The sequence below is a fragment of the Corallococcus silvisoli genome, assembly GCF_009909145.1.
In the GTDB taxonomy this organism is placed as follows: Bacteria; Myxococcota; Myxococcia; order Myxococcales; family Myxococcaceae; genus Corallococcus; species Corallococcus silvisoli.
The window spans coordinates 273542-295925 of record NZ_JAAAPJ010000003.1 but is presented as its reverse complement, the minus strand read 5'-3'; the positions used below and the strand labels follow the sequence as shown (position 1 = coordinate 295925).

The window sequence follows — 22384 nt, the reverse complement described above, 5'->3', positions numbered from 1 at the left end:
TCAGTTCCGGCGAGGCAGCCGCAGGGTGAAGGTGGAGCCTTCGCCCAGGGTGGAGCGGGCGGACAGCGAGCCGCCGTGCAGCTTCGCGAGCGCGGCGGCGATGAAGAGGCCCAGGCCGTGGCCTCGCCCCCGGTCCTCGTCCGCCCGCTGGAAGCGGTCGAAGATGTGGGGCAGGGCGCTGGCGGGGATTCCCACGCCCCAGTCGCGCACGTGGATGAGCACCAGGCCGGGGTTGAGCGTCACGTCCACGTCGACGCGGTGCGAGTCCCCGCGGTACTTCACCGCGTTGGACAGCAGGTTGTGGAGCACCTGGCGCAGCCGGTCGGCGTCCAGCAGCTGGGGTTCCACCGGTTCTCCGGCGTGGAGGGTGAAGTCCACGTCCGGCTGCAGCTCTCGCCACTCCTGGATGATCTCCTCCAGGAAGGGCGTGAGGGCCGTGGGGACCCGCTTCAGCTCCAGCTTGCCGTCCGCCAGCCGCGAGGCGTCCAGGATGGACGTCACCAGCCCGTTCATCCGGTCCAGCTGGCGCAGGATGGCCTCCGCGGAGCGGCGCTCGTCGTCGACGCCGCGCTTGTGCACCTTGCGCAGCAGCAGCTGGGCGTTGAGCCGCGCGGAGGACAGCGGCGTCTTCAGCTCGTGCGCCACCCAGTTGAGCATCTCCTCGCTGGCGAGGCCCGGCGTGGACGCCGCCTCGCGCGCGGACGGGGCGGACTCCGGGTGGGCCGCCGCGTGGTTCTGGAGCGCGCTGCTCACGGCCTGTTCGAAGGTGGACAGGTCCACCGGCTTCGCGAGGAACGTCTGGGCCGCTTCCCGCCCCTGGGGCCGCGCCGCGCTCAGCAGCAGGAAGGGCACGTCCGACAGCGCGGCCTCCGCGCGCATGGCGTGCAGCAACTGCATGCCGGTGCGCCGGGGCATCATGTGGTCGCTCACCACCAGGTCTGGCGTCTCCGTGCGCGCCAGCAGGAGCGCCTCCTCGCCGTTGTGCGCGCGCACGACCCGGTGGCCCAGCTCCTCCACCACCTCGGAGAAGACCTCCAGGAGCGCCTCTTCATCCTCCGCGATGAGGACGAGGCTCATTCACCCAGCCCTCCGATGGAGGAGCCCAGCGGGTGGGCCTGGCCCGTCAGCAGCCCGCTCGCGGAGCGCATCGGCGCGAGCACCTTCACGCCGGCGTTGGTGATCTGGAACTCGCGAAGGTCGCTGGAGTACTCGCTGTCCCTCATCTTGAGCACCGACAGCAGGCGGTGCATCTTGCCGCGCAGCTCCACGTAGCGCAGCAGCAGCAGGTTCTCCCCCAGGCTGGCCACCGGGGCATCATTGAAGTCCAGCTCCGTGCCCACGACCTTGGGCACCTCCCGCGTGAACAGGGACGTCACCCCCAGCGCCCTCAGCCTCAGCGCCAGCGAGGCGACGAAGGCCCGCCGCCGCATGGGGTCCAGGATGGACAGCTCCAGGTCGGTGAGCCCGTCGATGACCAGCCGCCGCACCCCCAGCGCGCTCACCCGCCGCAGCAGGTCCGCGATGAGCACGTCCGCCTCCACCTCCAAGGGAGGCACGTGCAGGAACGTCAGCGCGTCGCCGCCGCGCAAGGCGCTCACGTCCAGACCCACGCGCTGCGCGCGGGCGGACAGCATGGCCGGGGAGTCGAAGAAGGAGACGAAGAGGGACTTCTCCCCCTTGCGCGCGCCCTCCGCGGCGAAGTGCGCGGCGAGCAGCGTCTTGCCAATGCCCATGCTCCCCGCCAGCAGCGTGGTGCTCAGCTCCGGCAGCCCCCCGTACAGCAGCCCATCCAGCTCCGGCAGGCCAAACCCCTTGCGCGCCAGCGTGGGCGGGTCGTCGAGGAGCTCCGGCGGCGTGGATTCCAGGCGCGGGATGAACTCCACGCCTTCCGGATGGAGGGTCATGACGTGCTCGCCCGCCAGGTGGGCCCGTCCCCGCAGCTTCACCACCTCCGCCCGGCGCACCCGGCGCGACCCGAAGGACTGGACGGACAGCGACACGATGCCGTCCACCGTGGTCGCCTCCGGCAGCGCCATCAGCCGCTCCAGCGGGTACTCCGTGGTGAACAGGCCGATGCAGTTGCTGGCGGCCAGGCCGATGCCCAGCTCGTAGAGGAACTCGCGCAGCCGCGCCTCGTCCTGCCAGAGGTCCCGGATGGAGCGCAGCCCGTCAATGAAGAGCAGCGCCGCGCCGCGCTCGCGCACCGTCTGCAGCAGCAGGTCCCGGGCATCCTTGGCGCCGCGCTTGAGCGCGGAGTAGGCGCTGATGAGGAAGACCTTCTCCCCCAGCAGCTCCGGCTGGAAGAAGGAGAAGTCGGACAGGGCCCCCATCAGCTTGTCATGAGGCTCCGAGGTGACGGTGGCCACCACGACGGGGAGGCCGCGCGCCGCGGCGGTGAAGGCCATCTGGCTGCACAGCACCGTCTTCCCGCACCCGGGCGTACCGGTGACGATGAAGGACTGACGGGCGGGGATGCCTCCCCCTAGCAAGGTGTCGAAGCTGGGGATGCCACTCTGGAAGAGGGACGGCTTGCTGCTGGACATTCCGGGGTCCATCGGACGGCGAGGGGGCGTGCGCGACACTTCCGCCGCTCGAAAGCGCGCGCCGGGACAGGGGCTGGCGGGAGACAGGGCACGCCCGAGGCACCCTCCGCCCGGAGCGGCATAGCCGACGCCCCCGACGCGAACCAAGATGGTGTTCGCGCGCCCGGAGCGCAGCGCCAGCCTGTGAACACCTCCGCCTGCCCGGCGGCCCTCCGACCGGGGTCAGCGTGAGGCGGAGGGGTGCTCGGCCGGGGCTTCGGTGCTGGCGCCGAAGCCGCGGAGGCCCAGCCACAGGGACACCGCGACTCCCACCGCGCAGACGGCCGCCACGTAGTGCGCGGGCGCCAGGGGGCTCTCCTTCAGGGCGAGCGTGACGGCGAGCGGGGTGATGCCGCCGAACAGCGCGTAGGCCACGTTGTAGGCGAAGGAGATGCCGGAGAAGCGGACGGCCGGAGGGAAGGCGTGCACCATCACCGACGGCACCACGCCGACGACGCCCACGCAGAAGCCCACGCCCGCGTAGAGCGGCACCAGGTGCTGGGGCGCGTGCGCGACGCCCCGGTAGAACACCTGCACGGCGACGAGCAGCACGGCCGACCCCAGCGCCATGGCCCGCGCCGGCCCCAGCCGGTCCGCGAGCAGCCCGTAGCAGATGCAGCCCAAGGTGAGCGTGAGCGTGGCCACGCTGTTGGCCCCCAGCGCCTGGGCGGGTGGAATCGCGTGCAGCTGCTGCATCAGCGTGGGCGTCATCAGGATGACCACCACGATGCCCGCGGTGAGCACCCAGGTGAGCAGCATGGACACCGCGACGGCGGGCGCGTGGCCCCGGAGCGCGGCCTTGAGCGGCAGCTCGCGCACCAGCGCATGGCGCTGCCGCATCTCCTCGAAGACGGGCGTCTCCTGGAGCCACCGGCGCAGGAACACCGCGAGGAACCCGAACACGCCCCCCACGACGAACGGCACGCGCCAGCCTCCGGCCATCACCTGCTCCGGCGTGAAGACGGTGTTGACGGCGGTGGCCACCAGCGAGCCCAGCAGGATGCCCAGCGTGAGCCCGGAGGTGAGCGTCCCGCACGCGAGCCCCACCCGGTGCTCCGGCACGTGCTCGGAGACGAACACCCACGCCCCCGGCACCTCGCCGCCCACCGCCGCGCCCTGCAGCAGCCGCAGCGTGAGCAGCGCCAGCGGCGCCGCGTATCCCACGGTGGCGAACGTGGGCAGCAGGCCCATCAGCAGCGTGGGCACCGACATCAGGAAGACGCTCAACGTGAACATCCGCTTGCGCCCGGTCCGGTCCCCGAAGTGCGCCATCACGATGCCGCCCAGCGGCCGCGCCAGATAGCCCGCCGCGAACAGCCCGAACGTCTGCAACTGCCGCAGCCAGTCCGCCGTCTCCGGAGGGAAGAACAGCCGGCCCATCACCGACGTGAAGAACACGAAGATGATGAAGTCATAGAACTCCAGCGCGCCTCCCAGCGCCGCCAGCCCCAGGGTGCGGATGTCCCGGGCGGACAGGGGGCGGGGAGCGGCCAGCGCGGAACGGGCGTCGTCGGTGGAGGGGGTCGCCATGCGGGAAGAACCCGAAGGATATGCCGGGACTCCCACCCGGGCCCCATCCGTCACGTTACAAGGGAGTAATCACCGTAAAACCAGTTGACACGGTGTGCGAAACTTGTGGGGAGGTCTGGTCATCGGTATCTTCCTGGGATTTCAAGTTCCGTCCTGGGAGTACAATTTGGACAGGGTTGATACCGTGACGCCAACACCGGCGGTGCCTGGGGCGGACCTCCGCTTCGGGAAGTACCGGATGGTCCAGCGGCTCGCGTCGGGCGGGATGGCGCACATCTTCCTTGCGACCATCGACGGCCCGGACGGCTTCTCCAAGGCGTGCGTCATCAAGCGCATCCTCCCGGAGTACGCGAACCTGGAGCCGTTCAGCCGGATGTTCGCGGACGAGGCGAAGGTGGCGGCGCTGCTGACGCACCCGAACATCGTGCAGGTGTTCGACTTCGGGAAGATCGACGGTCAGTACTACCTGGCGATGGAGTGGATCCAGGGCCAGTCGTTGGACCGCATCATGCGGCACGCGGCGGCGGCCAACATCCCGCTGGGGCCCCGGGTGACGGTGGACGTGGGCATCGCGATGTCGGACGCGCTGACGTACGCGCACGCGAAGACGCTGTCGGACGGGACGCCGCTGAAGCTGGTGCACCGGGACATCACGCCGGGCAACGTGCTGGTGTCGCGCGACGGCATCGTGAAGCTGGCGGACTTCGGCATCGTGAAGAGCTCCGTGAACCTGGAGCGCACGGTGGCCGGGGTGGTGAAGGGCAAGTACGCGTACATGTCCCCGGAGCAGATCACCAACCGGGAGCTGGACCACCGCTCGGACCTGTATTCGCTGGGCATCGTCCTCTACGAGGCGTCCACGGGGCGGCGGCTGTTCAAGCGCGACTCGATGGAGGCCACCATCCTGGCCGCGTCGCAGGGGGACGTGCCGCCGCCGTCGCAGGTGTCCCCGGGCTTCCCGCCCGCGCTGGAGCGCATCCTGCTCAAGCTGCTCGCGAAGGAGCCGGAGCAGCGCTACCAGTCGGCGCGCGAGGTGCACGACGACCTGGAGCGCTACCGCACCGGGCAGCACTGGACGTCCGGGGGCCGGGAGCTGGCGTCGCTGATGGCCACGCTCTTCCCTCCGGATGCGTCCGGCCGGGTGTCCACGGCGGTGTCCGTGCCGGGGTCGATGCCGGGCTCCTCTGGCCAGGGCTCCACGCGCACGCCCACGGGCATCTCCAGCCCGTCGCCGTTCGAGCCGTTGGAGCACGCGGTGGATCTCCAGGAGTCCAGCGCGCTGGTGCCCACCGGCGTGTTGCCGCGGAGCACGGGGTCGGGGTCCGCCACGGGAATCATCCCGCCGCCAGAGCAGGGCGCCGCGCCCGGGGCGTTCCCCTGGCCGCTGGCCGCCGCGGCGGGCGTCGCGCTGGTGGGCAGCGCGGTGTTCTGGCTGTTCCTGGCATGAGGGGCGGCGGGCGCATGGTGTCGTCGTGGGAAGTGGGACAACACACGTGAAGAATCAGAAGACCTGGGTCGCTGTCATCCTGCTGGGAACCGTGGCCGCGAACGCCGGGGCCTACCTGGTGGTGCGCTCGCGCAAGGCGGCGCAGGCCGTGGCCACGCCCGTCGCCACGCGGCCCTCCACGCCTCCGTCCGAGGTGGCCGCCCCGCCCCCGGTGGCGCCGGCGCTGGAGGACGCGAGCGCGGGGCTGTCGCGGGCGCGGCGCGCGTCGGGGTTGGCCGCGCTGGAGGACCGCGACTACGCCAAGGCGGTGACGGACTTCACGGAGGCGCTCAGCCTGCGCAAGGACAACGGCGGCGACCTGGTGGAGCTGCTGCGCATCGCCACCGACCTGCGCTCCCGCGAGCAGTCGCGGACCGCCCAGACGTCCACCCCTCGTGACCCGGCGCCCTCGCGCGTCACGCCCCGCACGCGCGCCGCCAGGATCGCCGCCCAGCGCGCGCAGGCCCGGGAGCAGCAGACGGCCCCGCAGCAGGAGGAGGCGCGGGGGGGACTGTTGCTGGTGACGTCCACGCCGCCGGGGCTGGTGGTGATGGTGGATGGCAAGGCGGTGGACATGACGCCCGCGCGGCTGCCGGTGTCCGCCGGGTCGCACCGCGTGGTGCTCGCGCAGGGCGACCGCCACCTCTACGAGGAGACGGTGGTGGTGGACGAGGACGTGGTGCGCTCGCTCAACCGCGACCTCAGCGCGGAGCTGACGCCGCCCACGCCACGGCCCGCCGCGGTGCCCGTGGCCGCGGTCGCGCCGCCGCCCGCCTCGAGCGCGGTGCCCGTGGGAGGCCTGTCCGCGGGCGCCCGCTCCCAGGACGTCACGCCGCCGCCAGAGCCGTCCGTGGCGAAGGCCGCCGTGGCGCAGGTGGCGCAGCGGGGCGACCTGGAGGTCACGTCGCCGGGGCTCTACGGCGAGGTGTGGATCAACAACCGCCCCTATGGCTTCCCGCCCGTCTCCGCGCAGGCCCTGCCCGCCGGGCCCGCGCGCGTGGAGGTCCGCGTCAACGGCGAGGTGAAGCGCCGCATGACGGTGGAGGTCGAACCCGGCCGCAGCACCCGCGTGCGCGTGAAGTGAAACACGGCTCACACCCGCATTCGACGCGGTGCATGTAAATCCAGAACTTTCGGATGGTGTTGGATCCGGTACACTCGGCTCCGCGTGGAGGACGTCTCCGCTGGAGGCAGGTCCCGCGTTTCCCGCCGTCGAGAGGTTGTTTCGTATGGGTTTCACCAGGCACGGGTGGTCGGGCCGTCGTGTGTGTGTATTGCTGGCGCTCTTGAGCGCGGGCACGGGCTTCGCGCAGTCGGACCCCGACGCCACGCTGGATCCAGGGCCGCCGGAGACGCCCTCCGCCCAGGAGGCCCTCGAGACGCGGCGCGATGAACAGCAGGAGAGCCTGGGCGACGAGCCGGAGGTGCACAGCCAGGTGGCGTCGTTCGCCATCACCAAGCTGCATGACTCGCCGGCGGTGGTGACGGCCATCACCGCGGAGGAGATCCGCGCGTCGGGTGCGCGCGACCTGATGGACGTGCTGCTCCAGGTGCCGGGCTTCTTCTTCGGCGTGGACGTGTCCGGCACGGTGGGGCCGGGCTTCCGGGGCCTGTGGGGCCAGGAAGGCAAGGTGCTGCTCCTCATCGACGGCAAGGAGATCAACGAGCAGCTCTACTCCACCATCCAGCTGGGCCATGAGTTCCCGGTGGAGCTGATCGAGCGCATCGAGGTGGTGCGCGGGCCGGGCTCCGTCATCTATGGCGGCAACGCGGAGCTGGCCGTCATCAACGTCATCACCCGCGGCATCCAGGGCAGCACGGACGTGCTGGCGGTGGGCACCTACGGGCAGCTGGCGCACGGCAACGGCCGCCGGAGCCTGACGCTGTCGGGGCGCAAGGTGTTCGAGAGCGTGCCGGGCCTGAGCGCCTTCGCCTCCGCGTCGCTGGGGCAGGGCCAGCGCAGCGACGCCATCTTCACGGACTTCGCTGGCCACTCCGCGAGCATGAACGGCGCGTCGGCGCTGGACCCCACGGTGGTGCAGGCGGGCGTGGGCTTCCGCGACCTGCAGTTGAGCGTGCTCTACCTGCGCCAGGACACCACGTCGGTCGTGTCCGTGGACGAGGTGCTGCCCGCTCCCGCGAACACCGACTTCGAGTCCTTCCACGCGGAGCTGAGCGACCGCTTCCGGCCCACGGACCGGATCGAGATCATCCCCCGGCTGAACCTCACGCTGGGCGAGTCCTACCGGGACTCGGACGAGTCGTCGGAGTTCTTCTACGACAAGCGCTACCGCCGCCTGCGGGGCCGGGCCCTGGCGCGCTGGGCGGCGCTGGACTTCCTCCAGCTGACGGGCGGCGTGGACCTGGCGTTCGACCAGGGGCAGCTGCGCGGACCGGCGGGCATTGGCCAGCAGGAGGCCTTCAACGGGGACGAGGACGTCGTCTCCTACCGCAACGTCGCGGCCTTCGTGGAGGCGTACTCGGACAACCCCATCGCCACGGTGGTGGCGGGCGCGCGCTTCGAGGACCACAGCTTCTTCGGCAGCTCCTTCGTGCCGCGCCTGGTGCTGCTCAAGTCCTTCGGGCCGGTGAGCGGCAAGGCGCTCTACAGCCGCGCCTTCCGCGCGCCCGGCATCGAGAACATCTCCCTGGGCCAGGACGTCCGGCCGGAGCGCACCACCGTGTACGAGCTGGAGGCCACGGTGCGCCTGGGCGAGGGCCAGGCGGTGAGCGCCAACGCCTTCGACGTGGGCGTGACGGACCCCATCATCTATTCGTACGACGCGGAGACGGCGTCGGAGGCGTACCGCAACCTGGGCCGCCTGGGCAGCCGGGGCGTCGAGCTGGACTACCGCCTGCGCGGGCCGTGGGGCCGCGTCCAGGCGGGCTATTCCTTCTACCGGCCGGGCGGGCGCAACGACGTGGAGGACTACCTGGTGCCCGGGCACCCCAAGGCCTTCACGGGCCTGCCCACGCACAAGGTGACGCTGACGGGCACCGCGAAGGTGCTGCCGTGGCTGTCCGTCAGCCCCACCGCCGTGCTGGTGGGCCAGCGCTTCGCCGTCGGCGCGCCGGACGAGGAGGGCGTGTCCGAGGTCCAGACGCTGTCACCCCGGCTGCTGCTCAACCTGTTCGTGCGCGCGGAGAACGTGGGCACGAAGGGGCTGGAGATTGGCGCCGGCGTCTACAACCTGCTGGGCAGCGACTTCCGGGTGGCCCAGCCCTACAACGGCGGCCACGCGCCCCTGCCGGTCTTCAGCCGGGAGTTCCTGGTGCGGCTCACCTACCTCTTCGAGCCGTCCTACGACGACTAGGCCCGCCGTGACACGGCGTGCATCTGGCGTTGCGCACGGGCGTGGCGGGGCGTAGGGAAGTCGCCCCTGCCATGTCCGAGAACGCCCAGCTCCTCGAAGCCGTCCGAAAAGAAGCCAAGCCAGGACTCTGGTCCAAGGGCGTCAGCCTCGCGCGCGCGGGCGCCGTGGCGCTCCAGTCGCGCACGGCCTCGGAGATCGAGCTGCGCGTGAAGGTGGCGGGCCGGCCGGTGGCCCTCACCGTCGTCCTCTACCCGGGCGACGAGGCGTGGGAGTGCGACTGTCCCAGCCCCGTGGACCCGTGCGAGCACGTGGTCGCGGCGGCCATCTCCCTGGAGCAGGCGGAGAAGCAGGACGCGCCGCTGGAGGCGGTGGCGGAGCGCTGGTCGCGCGTGGTGTACCGCTTCACGCGCGTGGAGGGCGGACTCCAGCTGCACCGCGTCCTGGCGCACGCGGACGGCACGGAGGAGCCGCTGGAGGACAGCCTGGCGGGCCGCATCGCGAAGCCCACGGGCGGCGCCACGCTGCAGGTGGAGCAGGTGGACCTGGTGATGGACCGCCTGCTGGAGCGGCGCACCCGGGGGCCGCTCTTGGCGGAGAAGCTGGACGCGCTGCTGCGGGCGCTGGAGCCCGCGCGCAACGTGCTGCTGGACGGCCGGCCGGTGGCGGTGTCCAGCGAGGTGCTCTCCCCGCGCGCGAAGGTGGAGGACAAGGGCCAGCAGTGGGTCATCACCATCACCCGCGATCCGCGCATCACGGAGGTGGTGAGTCCCGGCGTCGCGCTGACGGCGGAGTCGCTGGTGCGCCTGGGCGAGACGGCGATGACGGGGGCGTGGCTCCAGCACCTGCCGCTGGTGCGCACCTATTCGCCGGAGCAGCTGGGCGAGCTGTCCGCGAAGGTGCTGCCGGAGCTGGCGCGGCGCATGCCGGTGGAGATGAGGAGCCGCCGGCTGCCCGCGTTGGATCGCGAGCTGAAGCCGCGCATCCTCCTGGAGCTGAACCAGCTCACCCAGGGCCTGTCGGTGCTGCCCACGCTGGTGTACGGCGCGCCGCCGTCGGTGCGCATCGACAACGGGCGCATGGTGTACCTGCGCGGCGCGGTCCCGCTGCGCGACGAGCCGGCGGAGCAGAAGCTCCTCCACCAGCTGCGTGACGAGCTGAACCTGGTGCCCGGCCGCCGGCTGACGGTGCAGGGCCCGGAGATGATGCGCTTCGCGGACAAGCTGCGGAAGTTCCGGGGCGACCTGGGCGGCGACGCGGCGGGCATCGTCAGCCCGGACATGCGCCTCAAGCCGTCGCTGCGCGTGGAGGGCGGTGCGTCCGGCGCGGGCGTGCCGGAGGTGCGCTTCACGCTGGAGTTCGACGTGGAGGGCGGCAAGGGCGGCGCGCGCACGGTGGACGCGGCGGCGGTGGTGCGGGCGTGGACGGAGGGGTTGGGGCTGGTGCCGCTGGACGGTGGCGGCTGGGCGCCGCTGCCGCGCGCGTGGCTGGACAAGAACGGACAGCGCGTCGCGGACCTCCTGGCCGCGCGTCAGGCGGATGGCCGCGTGGCGAACCACGCGCTGCCGGAGCTGACCGCGCTGTGCGAGTCGTTGGAACAGCCGCCGCCCCCGGGGCTGGACCGGCTGGCCCCGCTGGTGGAGGGCTTCGAGAAGCTGCCGCCGCCGGTGCTGCCGGCGGAGCTCAACGCCACGCTGCGCGCGTACCAGCAGCAGGGCGTGAGCTGGCTGTCGTTCCTCAAGGGCGCGGGGCTGGGCGGCATCCTCGCGGACGACATGGGCTTGGGAAAGACGCTCCAGACGCTCTGCGTGCTGGGGCCCAGGTCGCTGGTGGTGTGCCCCACGAGCGTGCTGCCCAACTGGCTGGCGGAGCTCCAGCGCTTCCGGCCGTCCTTGAAGGTCTGCGTGTACCACGGGCCCGGCCGCAAGCTGGACCCGTCGGCGGACATCACGCTCACCACGTACGCGCTCTTGCGCCTGGACGCGCCGGTGCTGGGCGCGCCCACGTGGGAGGCGGTGGTGCTGGACGAGGCCCAGGCCATCAAGAACCCGGAGAGCCAAGTGTCGCGTGCGGCGTTCGGGCTCAAGGCGAACCTGCGGCTCGCGCTCAGCGGCACGCCGCTGGAGAACCGCCTGGATGAGCTCTGGAGTCTGATGCACTTCACCAACCCGGGCCTGCTGGGCGGCCGGCGCCAGTTCGAGGAGAAGACGGCGCAGCCCATCGCGGACGGCAAGCCGGGCGCGGCGGAGGGGCTGCGCCGCCGCATCCGGCCGTTCATCCTGCGCAGGCTCAAGCGGGACGTGGCGCCGGAGCTGCCGCCGCGCACCGACTCCGTGATGCACGTGCAGTTGGACGAGCGCGAGCGCTCCGTCTACGACGCGGTGATGGCCGCCACGCGCGCGGAGGTCGTCGCGCTGCTCAACGAGGGCGGCAGCGTGCTCAAGGCGCTGGAGGCGCTGCTGCGGCTGCGGCAGGCGGCCTGCCACTCCGCGCTGGTGCCCGGGCAGCACGCGAAGACGTCCTCCAAGGTGCAGACGCTGGTGGACGCGCTGGAGACGGCGGTGTCGGAGGGCCACAAGGCGCTGGTGTTCTCGCAGTGGACGTCGCTGCTGGACCTCATCGAGCCGGGCCTGAAGGACGCGGGCATCGCCTTCGACCGGCTGGACGGCGCGACGGCGAACCGCGGCGAGGTGACCTCGCGCTTCCAGGGCGAGGACGGCGCGCCGGTGCTGCTCATGTCGCTGAAGGCGGGCGGCACGGGCCTGAACCTCACGGCGGCGGACCACGTGTTCCTGATGGACCCCTGGTGGAACCCGGCGGTGGAGGCGCAGGCGGCGGACCGCGCGCACCGCATCGGGCAGGAGCGGCCGGTGATGGTCTACCGGCTGGTGTCGCAGGGGACGGTGGAGGAGAAGATCCTGGGCCTCCAGGAGAAGAAGCGCGCCCTGTTCGAGGCCGCGCTCAGCGAGGCCTCGGGCGCCGCGGCCATCACCCGCGAGGACCTGCTCCAGCTCTTCGCGTGAGGCGCGGCTTCACTTCGCGAACGTCACCGCCACGGTGCCGGCGTCCGGGTCGCTGAAGCGCAGGAGGTCCTCCCCCTCCTGCGCGAGCGCGTCGCGGACGGGCTTCTTCAGCGGCGCGAAGGCCTTGCACACGAGGGTGGCGGTGCCCTTCTTGCGCTCAGGGGTCCAGGTGCCAGCGGTGCGCCCGTCCACCAGGAACACGTTGAGCACGCGCAGGTTCTGGGTGGACAGCTTCGCGCGGTGCTCCTCCGGGACGACGCGGGTGCGGTCCGCGTGGGAGAGGATGAGGTTGTCGAAGTCCGGCAGGAAGCGCACGGGCGCGGGGGTTTCCTCGGGAGGGCGCGGGGCCCTGGGCAGATCAAAGAGGACACGCTTCTTCTCGTCGCGGAACTCCACCAGCTTGCCGCGCACCTTCTCGAAGGCGTCCTTCAGCGGCTTGAGGCCGGACCAGGCCTGCATGTCCGCCACGGTGGCGGGGCCGAAGGCGGCCAGGTAGCGCACCACCAGCGGCGAGGCGTCGTCGTCGGTGGAGAGCTTTTCGCCCAGCCAGGACTCCGCCAGCGTGAAGCAGGCGTTGCCCGGCCAGCCCCATTCGAGCCCCTCCTCGGGGACCTGGATGAGGGGGAGCAGCATGCGCGTGGCGAAGCCCATGGCGCGCTCGTCGCCGTCCACGTGGTGTTTCATCAGGTGGGCCCGCACGTCCTCGAAGGTGTGGGCCTTCCCGTCGAGGAAGGGCTTCGCGGTGGCGAGCAGCGCGGGCAGGTCCAGCGCCGCGGCGCGCTCCTTGAGCACGGAGCGCATGGCGGCGGTGAGCAGGGGGCGGAAGAGGTCGCGGTAGCGCAGGTAGTCCTTCGCGCTCATCAGGTGCAGCGTGCCGCGCATCATCGTCCCGCGAACGAGGGTGCGCTGGAGCGCGGGCTTCGTGAGCTGGTCGCGCTGGAAGCCCTGGAGGCGGGACCAGAGGGCCAGGTACGGCGGGCGCGCCAGCTGCGCCTGGAGTCCCACCAGGTGCTCCACGGCGCGCGGCACCGTCATCTTCTCGCGCGTGAGCAGCAGCTGCCGCGCGAGCGTGGCGCGGTTGAGGGCCTGGGGGGACAGCACTTCGGTGGGCATGCGCCCGAGCATACCGGGGGACCGTGATGGCCTGGGGGCTCCGGGAGCCTGTGCGGCGCCTGCGAGACAGCCGCGAACAACGGACGGCACGGAGCGGAGGAGGGGGCCGCCCCGTGCCGCCGTCACGGAGTCAGAACCTCAGTCCAGCTCCGCTTTCTGGAAGAGCTTCTCCGTGGGCGCGACGCCATCGGAGAAATCGATGATGGCCGTGTAGTAGCTGGGGTCGGTGTAGTAGCCGTAGAGCAACTGGTCATGGCCCAGGCCCCGGAAGTCACCGGCGAACATCCGCTTGGCCGAGAAGGAATACCCGCTCTGCTCTTCGCGATAGCGCACCTCGGCGGGCGGTACGCCGTCGAGGAAGTCCGCGACGAGCATGGCCGGCCCCGTGGTACCGGCATTGACCAGGAGCAACTGGTCGTAGCCCAGGCCTCGGAAGTCCCCCACCACCTGGCTGTCATCCGCGTCCATCAGACCGTCCAGCAAGGGGAAGGCGCCAGAGGCCTCCACGTAACGCACCTGCGCCGGCGCCACGCCCGTGTGGAAGTCGATGAGCTTCACCCGCGCGCCCGTGCCGGAGCGGTTGAGGCAGAGCACCTGGTCGTAGCCCAGGTTCTGGAAGTCGCCCACGTAGAGCTTGTCGTCCGGCTCGGAGCAGTCCTCGAAGGAGTTGGTTGTCCCCCACGCCTCGTGGTAGCCGACCTCCACGGGGGCGACGCCGTCGCTGAAGTCGGTGATCATCACCCGGCCCCCGGCGCTGGAGCGGTTGAAGAACAGCACCTGGTCATGGCCCCGCTGCAGGAAGTCGCCCGCGAGCTGGAGGTCCTCCGGATCGTGCCAGCCGTTGAGCACGGCGCTCTGGCCATAGGCCTCGTGGTAGCGCACCTCCGTGGGGACGACGCCATCGCGGAAGTCGGTGATCATCACCCGGCCGCCGACTCCGGAGTTGTTGATGAGGAGCAACTGGTCGTAGCCCAGATGCCGGAAGTCCCCCTGGAGCTGGATGTCACCGGGGTTGTGCCAGCCGTCCAGCAGGGCCGAGACCCCCCACTGCTCCTCGTAGTGGTAGTTGGGGAACGCGGTGGCGTTGACGTAGCCGGAGATCTCGACGCGCCGGCCGTAGCCGGCGCCCCAGATGGAGAGGAGCTGGGCCGCGCTGCCCGTGCCCGCGAAGACGCCCGCCCTGTAGACGGGGGGCATGGCGATTCGGAAGGTCTTGGGCGCGTTCATGAGCAGCGGGCTGTTTCTGCCCTGTTGATCCAACGCGTAGATGCTCAGCGTGTGGTCCGTTCCGTCCACATAGGCGTCCGGGATGCGGAAGGAGAAGCCGTTGGACCCAGAGGCCATCGGATAGGCGGCCTTCACGTCGGACCGGTAGAGGTTCGCCACCACGTTGGTCGCGGTCGCCGGGTTGCCATCGATGGAGTAGTAGACCGTGATGGAGGTGCTGGGCGAGTCCAGGTCCAGCGCCCAGCCCGTCACCGTGCCATCGGCGGCGATGGTGTCGAGCTTCCCGAAGGCGCCCGGCAGGTTGAACGTGCGCGGCGAGCCGGCGATGAGCGGATTGTTGATGCCCTGCACGTCGATGCCGTAGACGTACATCGTGTGGTTCTGCCCGTCGCGGAAGTACGCGGGCACGGGGAACGAGAACCCGTGGTCGCCTTTGATGTTGTCGAACGCGGCGTTGACGTCCTCGCGGAGGACGTTCGTGGGGGCGGCGGCGCCGAACGCACCCGAACCGGTGGGCCCGTCGATGTAGTAGTGCACGTCCACGGACACCTCCGGTGACGCGGTGTCCAGCGCCCAGCCTCCCACCTGGCCGGTGGAGGAGATCTCCTCGAAGTTGCCCCTCATCTCTCCTGGGTAGATCGCGGCGGCGGAGGCGATGTCGCCCGGGCTCAGGCCCTCGCGTTGCCCGATGGATTCCCCTTCCTTCGTCCGAATGGTCGTCATGGGTTTGCCCGTGACGGGATCGGGCTTGCCGAACGCGGTGGCTCCGTAGTGCATGATCGAGTCGAAGTCGTAGGGCCCGAAGTTGTCGCCGTCGCTGATGTGCTGCTCGAAGTTGTGCGACTCGCCGGACACGATGTTGTTCCAGAGAATCTCCACGTAGTCGTCGCGGAACTCGCGGCTCTGCTCGTGCCAGAAGCCGATGGCATGGCCCAGTTCGTGGATGACGGAGCCCTTGTTGCAATCGGCACCGAGCACGATGAACTGCCGGCCACCTTGACGCCCGACGGGGGATGAGCAGCCCTCTCCCTTCACGAAGTAGACATGGTCCACGGAGGACGGCGTGGTCGCGGAGAGCGGCTCGAAGCGCAGGCCCGTTTTTACCTGCCAGTGCCGGATGGCATCGTTGATGATGTAGTTGTCATACAGCGAGCCGTAGACGTGGACATACGGGACGACGCCGTTCGGCCAGCGCTTGCTGCTGCCGGTGACGCGGATGCCCTGGGCGGAGACGCGGTTCTCCGCTTGGGCCTTCACCCTTGGTGAATCGCGCTCCACGTCCTCGACGGAGCCCAGGATGATGTCGCCCTCGAAGAGGGCCAGTCCGTTGACGGCCTTGTACTTCACTTCGCGGGGCTCAGCGTTCGGCCCCAGGTGGACCCATGCCGAGCGCACGCCGGAGCTGGCGGTGGCCGAGGCGGGGGCGGGGAGGGTGGGTGGGGCCGCGTCTTCAGGACGGCAGGCGGTGCCAAGGCAGGCCGCGGCCGTGAGTACCCGGATCCACCGGGTGTGATGGCTGCTACTTCTCATGTGTGGGCTCCCCTCGTCGGGACAGAAGGTGACTCCGGGTGCAATACGCAAGCACCCGCGAAAGCTGGCAGTGCCGGGGCGGAAGCTCCCGCGATAAGAGGCGGCATCTCCATGGCCGCTTCCACCTCCGAGTCCGCTCCTTCCCGTGTTCCCCTCCGCTGCGCGCTCGCGTTCGCGGCGCTGTACGCCGCTTACGAGGCGCCAGAGGGAGTCGGAGGGCGGCTGTTGGGGAACGCGGTGGTGGCCGCGGTGATGATGACGCTCTTCCACGCGGTGGCCTTTGGCGTGGGACGGTGGCTGGGCTACCGCCGCAATGGCTTCCATGCGTACGCGCTGGAGTGGCATGGCTCCGCGCTGGCGCGGGCGCTGGCGGTGATGCTGGTGCTCAAGCCGCTCTCCGTGCTGGTGGGCGTCAGGCTGGGCCTGTTGCAGGTGCTGCCGTTGGAGAAGCCCGTGGTGGGAACGGCGCTGCTGGTGGCGGTGCTGGGCGTGGCGGTGTCCACGTTCGTCCCGTCGGTGGCGGAGGACATCGTCGCGCGGGGCTTCTGGTTCCGCGCGTGGCCGGTGGCGGGGCAGCGCGCGGGCTACGTGCTGCTGTCCGCCGGCGTGTTCGTGCTCACCCACGTGTACCGGCTGGGGAACGGCCCGCTGGAGTGGCTGATGCTCTTCTGCACCGGACTGGCCTACGCGGCGGCGGTGGCCCGCACGGGCTCGCTCTGGGGCGCCGTGGGGCTGCACTGGGGTTGGAACCTGGCGAACAGCCTCATGGACCTGCGGCTGGATGTCACGGCGGTGGGGCAGGGTGGCCGCATGCTGTCCACCGCGACGGGACTCGTGGCGCTGGCCCTCGTCGTGCTGTTGCCCGCGAAGCGGCGGGCCGTGGAGCCCTGACGCTTCGCGAAGTAACCCGTGGCGCACGCTGGACCTCCCGAGGCCCTTCGCCCCTGGCGGGATCCGCGCTACAGACCCGGGACAGGAGGCACGCGATGCCCGCACCCCTGACGCGGCGCCCGGAGACGAAGTCGTTCAGCATCGAGGACCTGCTCGACCGCGTGCGGCGGGGCGAGGTGCGCATCCCCGACTTCCAGCGGCCCCTGCGCTGGACCGCGGACGACGTGCGCGACCTGCTGGACAGCGTGTACCGGGGCTATCCCATCGGGACCCTGCTGTTCTGGCGACGGGAAGCGCCCGCCGCCAGCGTCAGCTTCGGACCCGTGCGCATCGACGCGCCTTCCTCCAGCCAGGGCCTGTGGGCCGTGGATGGACAGCAGCGGGTGACGGCGCTCGCGGGCGTGCTGCTTCACCCGGCCTACGGCGATGAGACGGGGCGCGACGACTTCCAGCTCTACTTCGACCTGGAGACAGACGAGCTGCATCCGGCCCCAGCCGAGGGCGTGCCGCCGCCGCACTGGCTGCCGATGAACGAGGTCCAGGACAGCGAATCGCTGCTCCACTGGCTCAGTCGCTATCCCGGCCGGGAAGCGCACCCGGAGCACCTGCGCGCCGCCATCCGCCTGGGCAAGGCCATCCGCGAGTACCAGGTCCCGGCCTACGTCGTGGACACCGCGGACGAGAAGGTCCTGCGCATCATCTTCAAGCGCCTGAACACCGCGGGCCGGCCGCTGACGGATGAAGAGGTGTTCAACGCGCTGTACGTGGGCTCGCGGTCGCTCAGCCTGGAGTCGGTGACGCAGGGCCTGCGCGAGCTGGGCTTTGGAAGCATCCCGGAGCCCCTGCTGCTGCGGGCCGTGCTGGCCGTGCGCGGCCTGGACTTCACGCGCGGCTACCAGAAGCAGCTCCATCAGGACGACGAACTCGCGGAGACCGTCCAGCGCACGGACCGGGCCCTGCGCGATGCCATCGTCTTCCTCAAGCGCGACGCGCTCATCCCGCACCTCCGGCTGCTGCCCGCGCCGGAGAACTCGCTGGTGTTGCTGACGCGCTTCTTCCAACTGCACCCGGAGCCATCTCCCCGGTCCCGGGAGCTGCTGTCCCGCTGGTTCTGGCGCCACCTCGTCTTCGGCGGATGGGTGCTGGAGCCCGAGGAAGCGCTGGAGATCTTCGCGGCGATCCGCTCCGACGAGGAGCGGTCCATCCAGTCGCTGCTGGCCCAGGTCTCGCATCCGCCCGTCCGGTGGTGGGACGCCCCGGGGCTCCCCTTCATCCCCAACCCCGGCAGGACGCAGCCTCCTCCCTTGATGCGCATCGCGCTGGTGTCGCTCCAACCACGGCACCTGCTGACGGGCGCGCTGCTGGACACCGGCGAGCTGCTCGACGCGGAGGACTTCCAGTCCATCGCGCCCAAGGCCGGCCCCGCCGTGCCGCCGCCCGCCGCGGGCCCGATCCTCCCCATCGCGTGGTCCTTCGTCACCGCACCGGCCTTCGCCTACCTCCTGCACCCCGCGCTCGCGCGGACGTCACCGGCGGCCGTGCTGCGCGCCGAGCCCCCTCCCAGCGAGGAGATCCTTCGCAGCCATGGCCTGGGCCTGCCCGTGCTGGAGGCGATGCGACGGGGCCTGGAGGTGGACTTCTTCCGGGAGCGGGTCCGGGTGCTGATGCCCGTGCTGTACCAGTTGATTGAATCCCGCACGCGCTGGGACGACTCGGACCGGCCCTCGCTCCAGTCGATGATCATCGACGACGATGAGGACTGACATGGACTCCACGCCCCCTGTGTCCACCACCGGCATCCTCGACGTCCTGATGGGCGACGTGCACGTCGGCACGCTCACGCTGCTCGCGGACGAGCGCATCGAGTTCAACCTCTCCGAGGACTACCGCCAGCGCTACCCGCGCCCCGTGCTGGGCCAGTTCTTCGAGGACGACCTGTCGCGCCGGCACACCAGCCGCATGCGGCTGCCCCCGTTCTTCTCCAACCTCCTGCCCGAAGGCCCGCTGCGCGACCTCATCTCCGAGCGCGAGCACATCGCCCGGCAGCGCGAGTTCTTCTTCATCGCCCACCTGGGCGCGGACCTCTCCGGCGCCGTGGTCGTCCGCCCCGCGGGCGAGCTCTCCGGCCACGACGCGCCCCTCGCGGACGGCCCCGCGGAGGCCACGGCCGACGGAGAGCCGCTGCGCTTCTCGCTCGCGGGCGTGCAGCTCAAGTTCTCCATGCTGCGCCGCGACCGGGGCATGACCCTGCCCATGGGCGGCATGGGCGGCGACTGGATCGTCAAGCTCCCGGACAACCGCTACGACCGCGTGCCGGAGAACGAGCTGTCCGTGATGACGTGGGCGCGCGCCACCGGCATCGACGTGCCGGAGCTTCAGCTGCTCAAGGTGTCCGACCTGCACGGCCTGCCGGAGGGCATCACCCTGCGCGAGGACCTGGCGTACGCCATCCGCCGCTTCGACCGACCGTCCCCCGGCCGCCGCGTGCACATGGAGGACCTGGCGCAGGTGCTGGGGCTGTACTCGGATGAGAAGTACAAGAAGTACAACTACGAGACCATCGCCAACGTGCTCCTGAAGGTCGCGGGGCTGGACGCGCTCCAGGAGTTCCTTCGGCGGCTGGTGTTCATCATCGCGTGCGGCAACGGCGACGCCCATCACAAGAACTGGTCGCTCTTCTACCCGGACGGCACCCACCCCACGCTGTCGCCCGCGTACGACTTCGTCTCCACCATCCAGTACATGCCGCAGGACCAGCTCGCGCTGAACCTGGCGAAGTCCAAGCGCTTCGAGGATGTCTCGCTCCAGAGCTTCGAGCGGCTGGCGCGCAAGCTGGGGCTGCCCGACGAGGACGTGCTCCCCGTGGTGAAGGGCGCCGTCGAGGTCGCGCTCGATGCCTGGACCACGCTGCGCTCGGGCCTGCCCATGCCAGAGCTGTTCAAGCAGCGCATCGAGGAGCACTGGAAGCGCGTGCCCCTCCTCCAGGGCAACGTGAAGCGCAGCGCGGGCGAGCTGCGCCTGGCGGCCAACGCCTTCTTCACGCTCTACAACGAGCTGCCCCGCCTGGGCCCCGGCAGCGACGACTGCACCCGCGAGGCCCTGCGCCGGTTGGAGCCGCTGCCGACTTCGCCGCGCGTGCTGGACCTGGGCTCGGGCACCGGGCGGCAGTCGCTGGTGCTGGCGCGGATCCCGGGCGCCCATGTCACCGCCGTGGACCTGCACCGGCCCTACCTGGACCGGCTGGAGCGCGAGGCGCGCGAACAGGGGCTCGCGGAGGTCATCACGACGCGGCAGGAGGACATGGGCTCGCTGACGCTCCCGCCCGGGGCCGTGGACCTCCTCTGGTCCGAGGGCGCCATCTACCTGCTGGGCTTCGGGCCGGGCCTGCGCCGCTGGCGGCCGTTGCTCGCGCCCGGAGGCCAGGTGGCCGTCACCGAGTGCACGTGGCTCACCGACGCCCGTCCGCCAGAGGCCGCGCGCTTCTGGTCCACCGCGTACCCGTCCATGGCCTCCATCGCGGAGAACCGCGCCACCGCGGAGGCGGAGGGGTTCACCGTGCTGGACACCTTCACGCTGCCCGCGTCCGCGTGGTGGGACGGCTACTACACGCCGCTGCTCCAGCGCATCGAACGGCTGAGGCCCACGGCGGACGCCGCCTTGCGTGAAGTCATCGCGGCGGCGGAGCAGGAGGTGAACCTGTACCGCCGCCACGGGGACAGCTACGGCTACGTCTTCTATCTGCTGCGAGCGCGAGGAGCGTGACGCGCGGTGTGGCCGGGCGCGGCCGGTGGCGCGGAGGGGGATGAACGGGAGAGGATGGGCGTGCCCATGCCGACCCCCGCCCCCCGCGCCGTCCCCGCCGGGGACCCGCCCTCCGACGCCTTGCCGCCGTCGCAGGGGGGCCCCGGTGCGACCCAGGAGGACGTGGACACCCACTGGCTCACGCGGGTGTACCAGGGCGACCGCATGCCCCAGCTCACCCTGCGCGCGGTGGCGTTGGGCGCGGGGCTGGGCGTGCTCACCTGCGCCACCAACCTCTACGCGGGCCTGAAGACAGGCGTGGCGTTTGGCGTGGCCGTCACCGCCGCGCTGCTCGCGTCCGCGACGCATGGGGCCCTGCGGCGGGTCAGCCCTCGGGTGGCGGGGGCGCCGCTGTCCTTGCTGGAGCTGGGGTGCGCGCAGACAGTGGCCTCGTCCGCGGGGTACGCGACGGGCGGCGCGCTCGTGTCCGTGCAGGGCGCGTGGCTGCTGACGACGGGGCACCACCTGCCCGTCGGCACGCTGCTGGCGTGGACGTTCCTGGTGTCCGCGCTGGGCGTCTTCTTCGCCGTGCCGCTCAAGCGCCAGCTGGTGGACCGCGAGCAGCTTCCGTTCGCCTCCGGCACGGCCGCCGCGGCGACGGCTCGCGCGCTGCATGCGGAGGAGGGGGCGGCGGTGCCTCGGCTGCGCATGCTGGGCGTGGGTGGGGCGGTGGCGGGGGCGCTGACGCTCGTTCGCGATGGCTTCGGGCGGCTGCCGTATGCGTTCGCGTTTCCGGGGGCGCTGGGCGGGGTGCCGCTGGAGCGGCTGGGGTTCGCGCTGGAGACGGGGCTGATGCCGGTGGGGGGCGGGGCGCTGCTGGGGGTGCGCATCACCGCGTCGATGCTGCTGGGGGCGCTCGTCGTCCATGGCGTCGTCGCGCCCCGGCTGATGGCGGCGGGGGTGGTGTCGGTGGAGGGGGACTTCCTCGCGTGGGCGCTGTGGCCGGGCGCGGCGGCGCTCACCACCGCGTCGCTGTTGCAGTTCGTGCTCCAGGCCCGGGTGTTCGGCCGGGCGCTGCGGGGGCTGCGCACGCGGGATTCGCGGCGGGCGCCCCATCCCATCCTGGCGTTGCAGGTCCCCGCGCGGTGGTGGGGCGCGGGCATGTTGGTGCTGACGCCCGCGACGGTGGCGCTGGCGCGCATCGGCTTCGACGTGCCGGTGCCGCACGCCCTGCTCGCGGTGGCGCTGTCATTCGTGCTGTGCCTCATCTCCTGCCGCGTCACCGGTGAGACGGACGTGAGTCCCGTGGGCGCGTTGGGGCAGGTGACGCAGCTCACGTATGGCGTGCTCATGCCTGGGGACGTGCGCGCGAACCTCGCCACGGCGGGGCTCACCGTCAACGCGGCGGCGTCCTCGGCGGACATGCTCACCGACCTGAAGGCGGGGCACCTGCTGGGCGCGGATCCGCGGCGCGTGTTCCTGGCGCAGCTGCTGGGGTGCGTCGTGGGCTCGCTGGTGGTGGTGCCGCTGTTCTATCTGCTGGTGCCGGATGCCTCCGCGCTGGGGTCGGAGCGCTTTCCGGCCCCGGCGGCGACGGTGACGGCGAGCGTGGCGCGGGTGCTCGCGACGGGGTGGAGCGCGGTGTCACCGGACTTGCGGATCGCCATGGCGTGGGCCGCGCTGGGGGCGGCCGTCCTCACGCTGGGCGAGCAGGCGCTGCCGGAGCGCTTCCGCCGCTGGGCGCCGTCCGCGGTGGGCGTGGGGCTGGCCTGCCTGCTGCCGCCCTCCACCTGCCTGGGGTTCTTCCTGGGGGGGCTGGGGTGGGAGCTTGCCCGCCAGTGGAAACCCGCATGGGAGGCGCCAGGTGTGACGCTCGCGGCAGGGCTCATCGCGGGCGAGGGGGTGGTGGGCGTGGGCATCGTGCTGGCGCGGGCGCTCTGGTAGCCTTTC

13 protein-coding genes are annotated in these 22384 nt (G+C 71.4%); 8 read left to right on the top strand and 5 right to left on the bottom strand.

Going from position 1 to position 22384, the window contains the following annotated elements:
• The 3 genes from GTY96_RS07680 to GTY96_RS07670 all read right to left on the bottom strand — a co-directional run bounded on the left by GTY96_RS07680 (position 1) and on the right by GTY96_RS07670 (position 4112).
• Positions 1-1077, bottom strand: a complete 1077-nt coding sequence (locus GTY96_RS07680; RefSeq protein WP_161664326.1) for an ATP-binding response regulator — start codon at positions 1075-1077, stop codon at positions 1-3.
• Entirely contained in the window at positions 1074-2543 is a 1470-nt protein-coding gene (locus tag GTY96_RS07675; protein ID WP_143899442.1) for an ATPase domain-containing protein, read from the bottom strand. Before GTY96_RS07675 ends, GTY96_RS07680 begins: the two co-directional genes overlap by 4 nt.
• A gap of 222 nt (positions 2544-2765) precedes the next feature.
• The gene (locus tag GTY96_RS07670) at positions 2766-4112 is read right to left on the bottom strand and encodes an MFS transporter (protein ID WP_143899441.1); all 1347 of its coding nucleotides are present in this window, start codon (positions 4110-4112) and stop codon (positions 2766-2768) included.
• Positions 4113-4296: 184 nt separating this feature from the next.
• Between GTY96_RS07670 and GTY96_RS07665 the strand changes: the two genes are divergently transcribed.
• The 4 genes from GTY96_RS07665 to GTY96_RS07650 all read left to right on the top strand — a co-directional run bounded on the left by GTY96_RS07665 (position 4297) and on the right by GTY96_RS07650 (position 11932).
• Positions 4297-5559: a serine/threonine protein kinase gene (locus GTY96_RS07665; protein WP_255441984.1), complete on the top strand. Its 1263-nt coding sequence runs from the start codon at positions 4297-4299 to the stop codon at positions 5557-5559.
• 46 nt (positions 5560-5605) lie between these two features.
• On the top strand, positions 5606-6682 hold the full coding sequence (locus GTY96_RS07660) for a PEGA domain-containing protein (protein WP_161664325.1): 1077 nt from the start codon (positions 5606-5608) through the stop codon (positions 6680-6682).
• 181 nt (positions 6683-6863) lie between these two features.
• Positions 6864-8912, top strand: coding sequence for a TonB-dependent receptor plug domain-containing protein (locus GTY96_RS07655; RefSeq protein WP_328700795.1), 2049 nt, complete (start codon positions 6864-6866; stop codon positions 8910-8912).
• A gap of 71 nt (positions 8913-8983) precedes the next feature.
• Positions 8984-11932, top strand: coding sequence for a DEAD/DEAH box helicase (locus GTY96_RS07650; protein ID WP_161664323.1), 2949 nt, complete (start codon positions 8984-8986; stop codon positions 11930-11932).
• A 9-nt stretch (positions 11933-11941) separates the two neighbouring features.
• On the opposite strand, the gene GTY96_RS07645 is transcribed toward GTY96_RS07650, so the two are convergent.
• Both GTY96_RS07645 and GTY96_RS07640 read right to left on the bottom strand, forming a co-directional pair.
• The gene (locus GTY96_RS07645) at positions 11942-13045 is read right to left on the bottom strand and encodes a winged helix DNA-binding domain-containing protein (RefSeq protein WP_161664322.1); all 1104 of its coding nucleotides are present in this window, start codon (positions 13043-13045) and stop codon (positions 11942-11944) included.
• A gap of 138 nt (positions 13046-13183) precedes the next feature.
• A complete protein-coding gene (locus GTY96_RS07640; RefSeq protein WP_161664321.1) occupies positions 13184-15802 on the bottom strand; it encodes a M12 family metallopeptidase in 2619 nt (872 codons plus the stop codon).
• Between the two features lie 111 nt (positions 15803-15913).
• Between GTY96_RS07640 and GTY96_RS07635 the strand changes: the two genes are divergently transcribed.
• From GTY96_RS07635 to GTY96_RS07615, 4 genes are all read left to right on the top strand, one after another.
• Positions 15914-16693: a CPBP family intramembrane glutamic endopeptidase gene (locus GTY96_RS07635; RefSeq protein ID WP_161664320.1), complete on the top strand. Its 780-nt coding sequence runs from the start codon at positions 15914-15916 to the stop codon at positions 16691-16693.
• A 95-nt stretch (positions 16694-16788) separates the two neighbouring features.
• Complete coding sequence (locus GTY96_RS07630) at positions 16789-18456, top strand: DUF262 domain-containing protein (protein ID WP_161664319.1); 1668 nt, start codon at positions 16789-16791, stop codon at positions 18454-18456.
• A gap of 1 nt (position 18457) precedes the next feature.
• Positions 18458-20455, top strand: coding sequence for a HipA domain-containing protein (locus GTY96_RS37525; protein ID WP_235685441.1), 1998 nt, complete (start codon positions 18458-18460; stop codon positions 20453-20455).
• 66 nt (positions 20456-20521) lie between these two features.
• The gene (locus GTY96_RS07615) at positions 20522-22378 is read left to right on the top strand and encodes an OPT family oligopeptide transporter (RefSeq protein WP_143899432.1); all 1857 of its coding nucleotides are present in this window, start codon (positions 20522-20524) and stop codon (positions 22376-22378) included.
• The last annotated feature ends 6 nt before the right edge of the window (positions 22379-22384 follow it).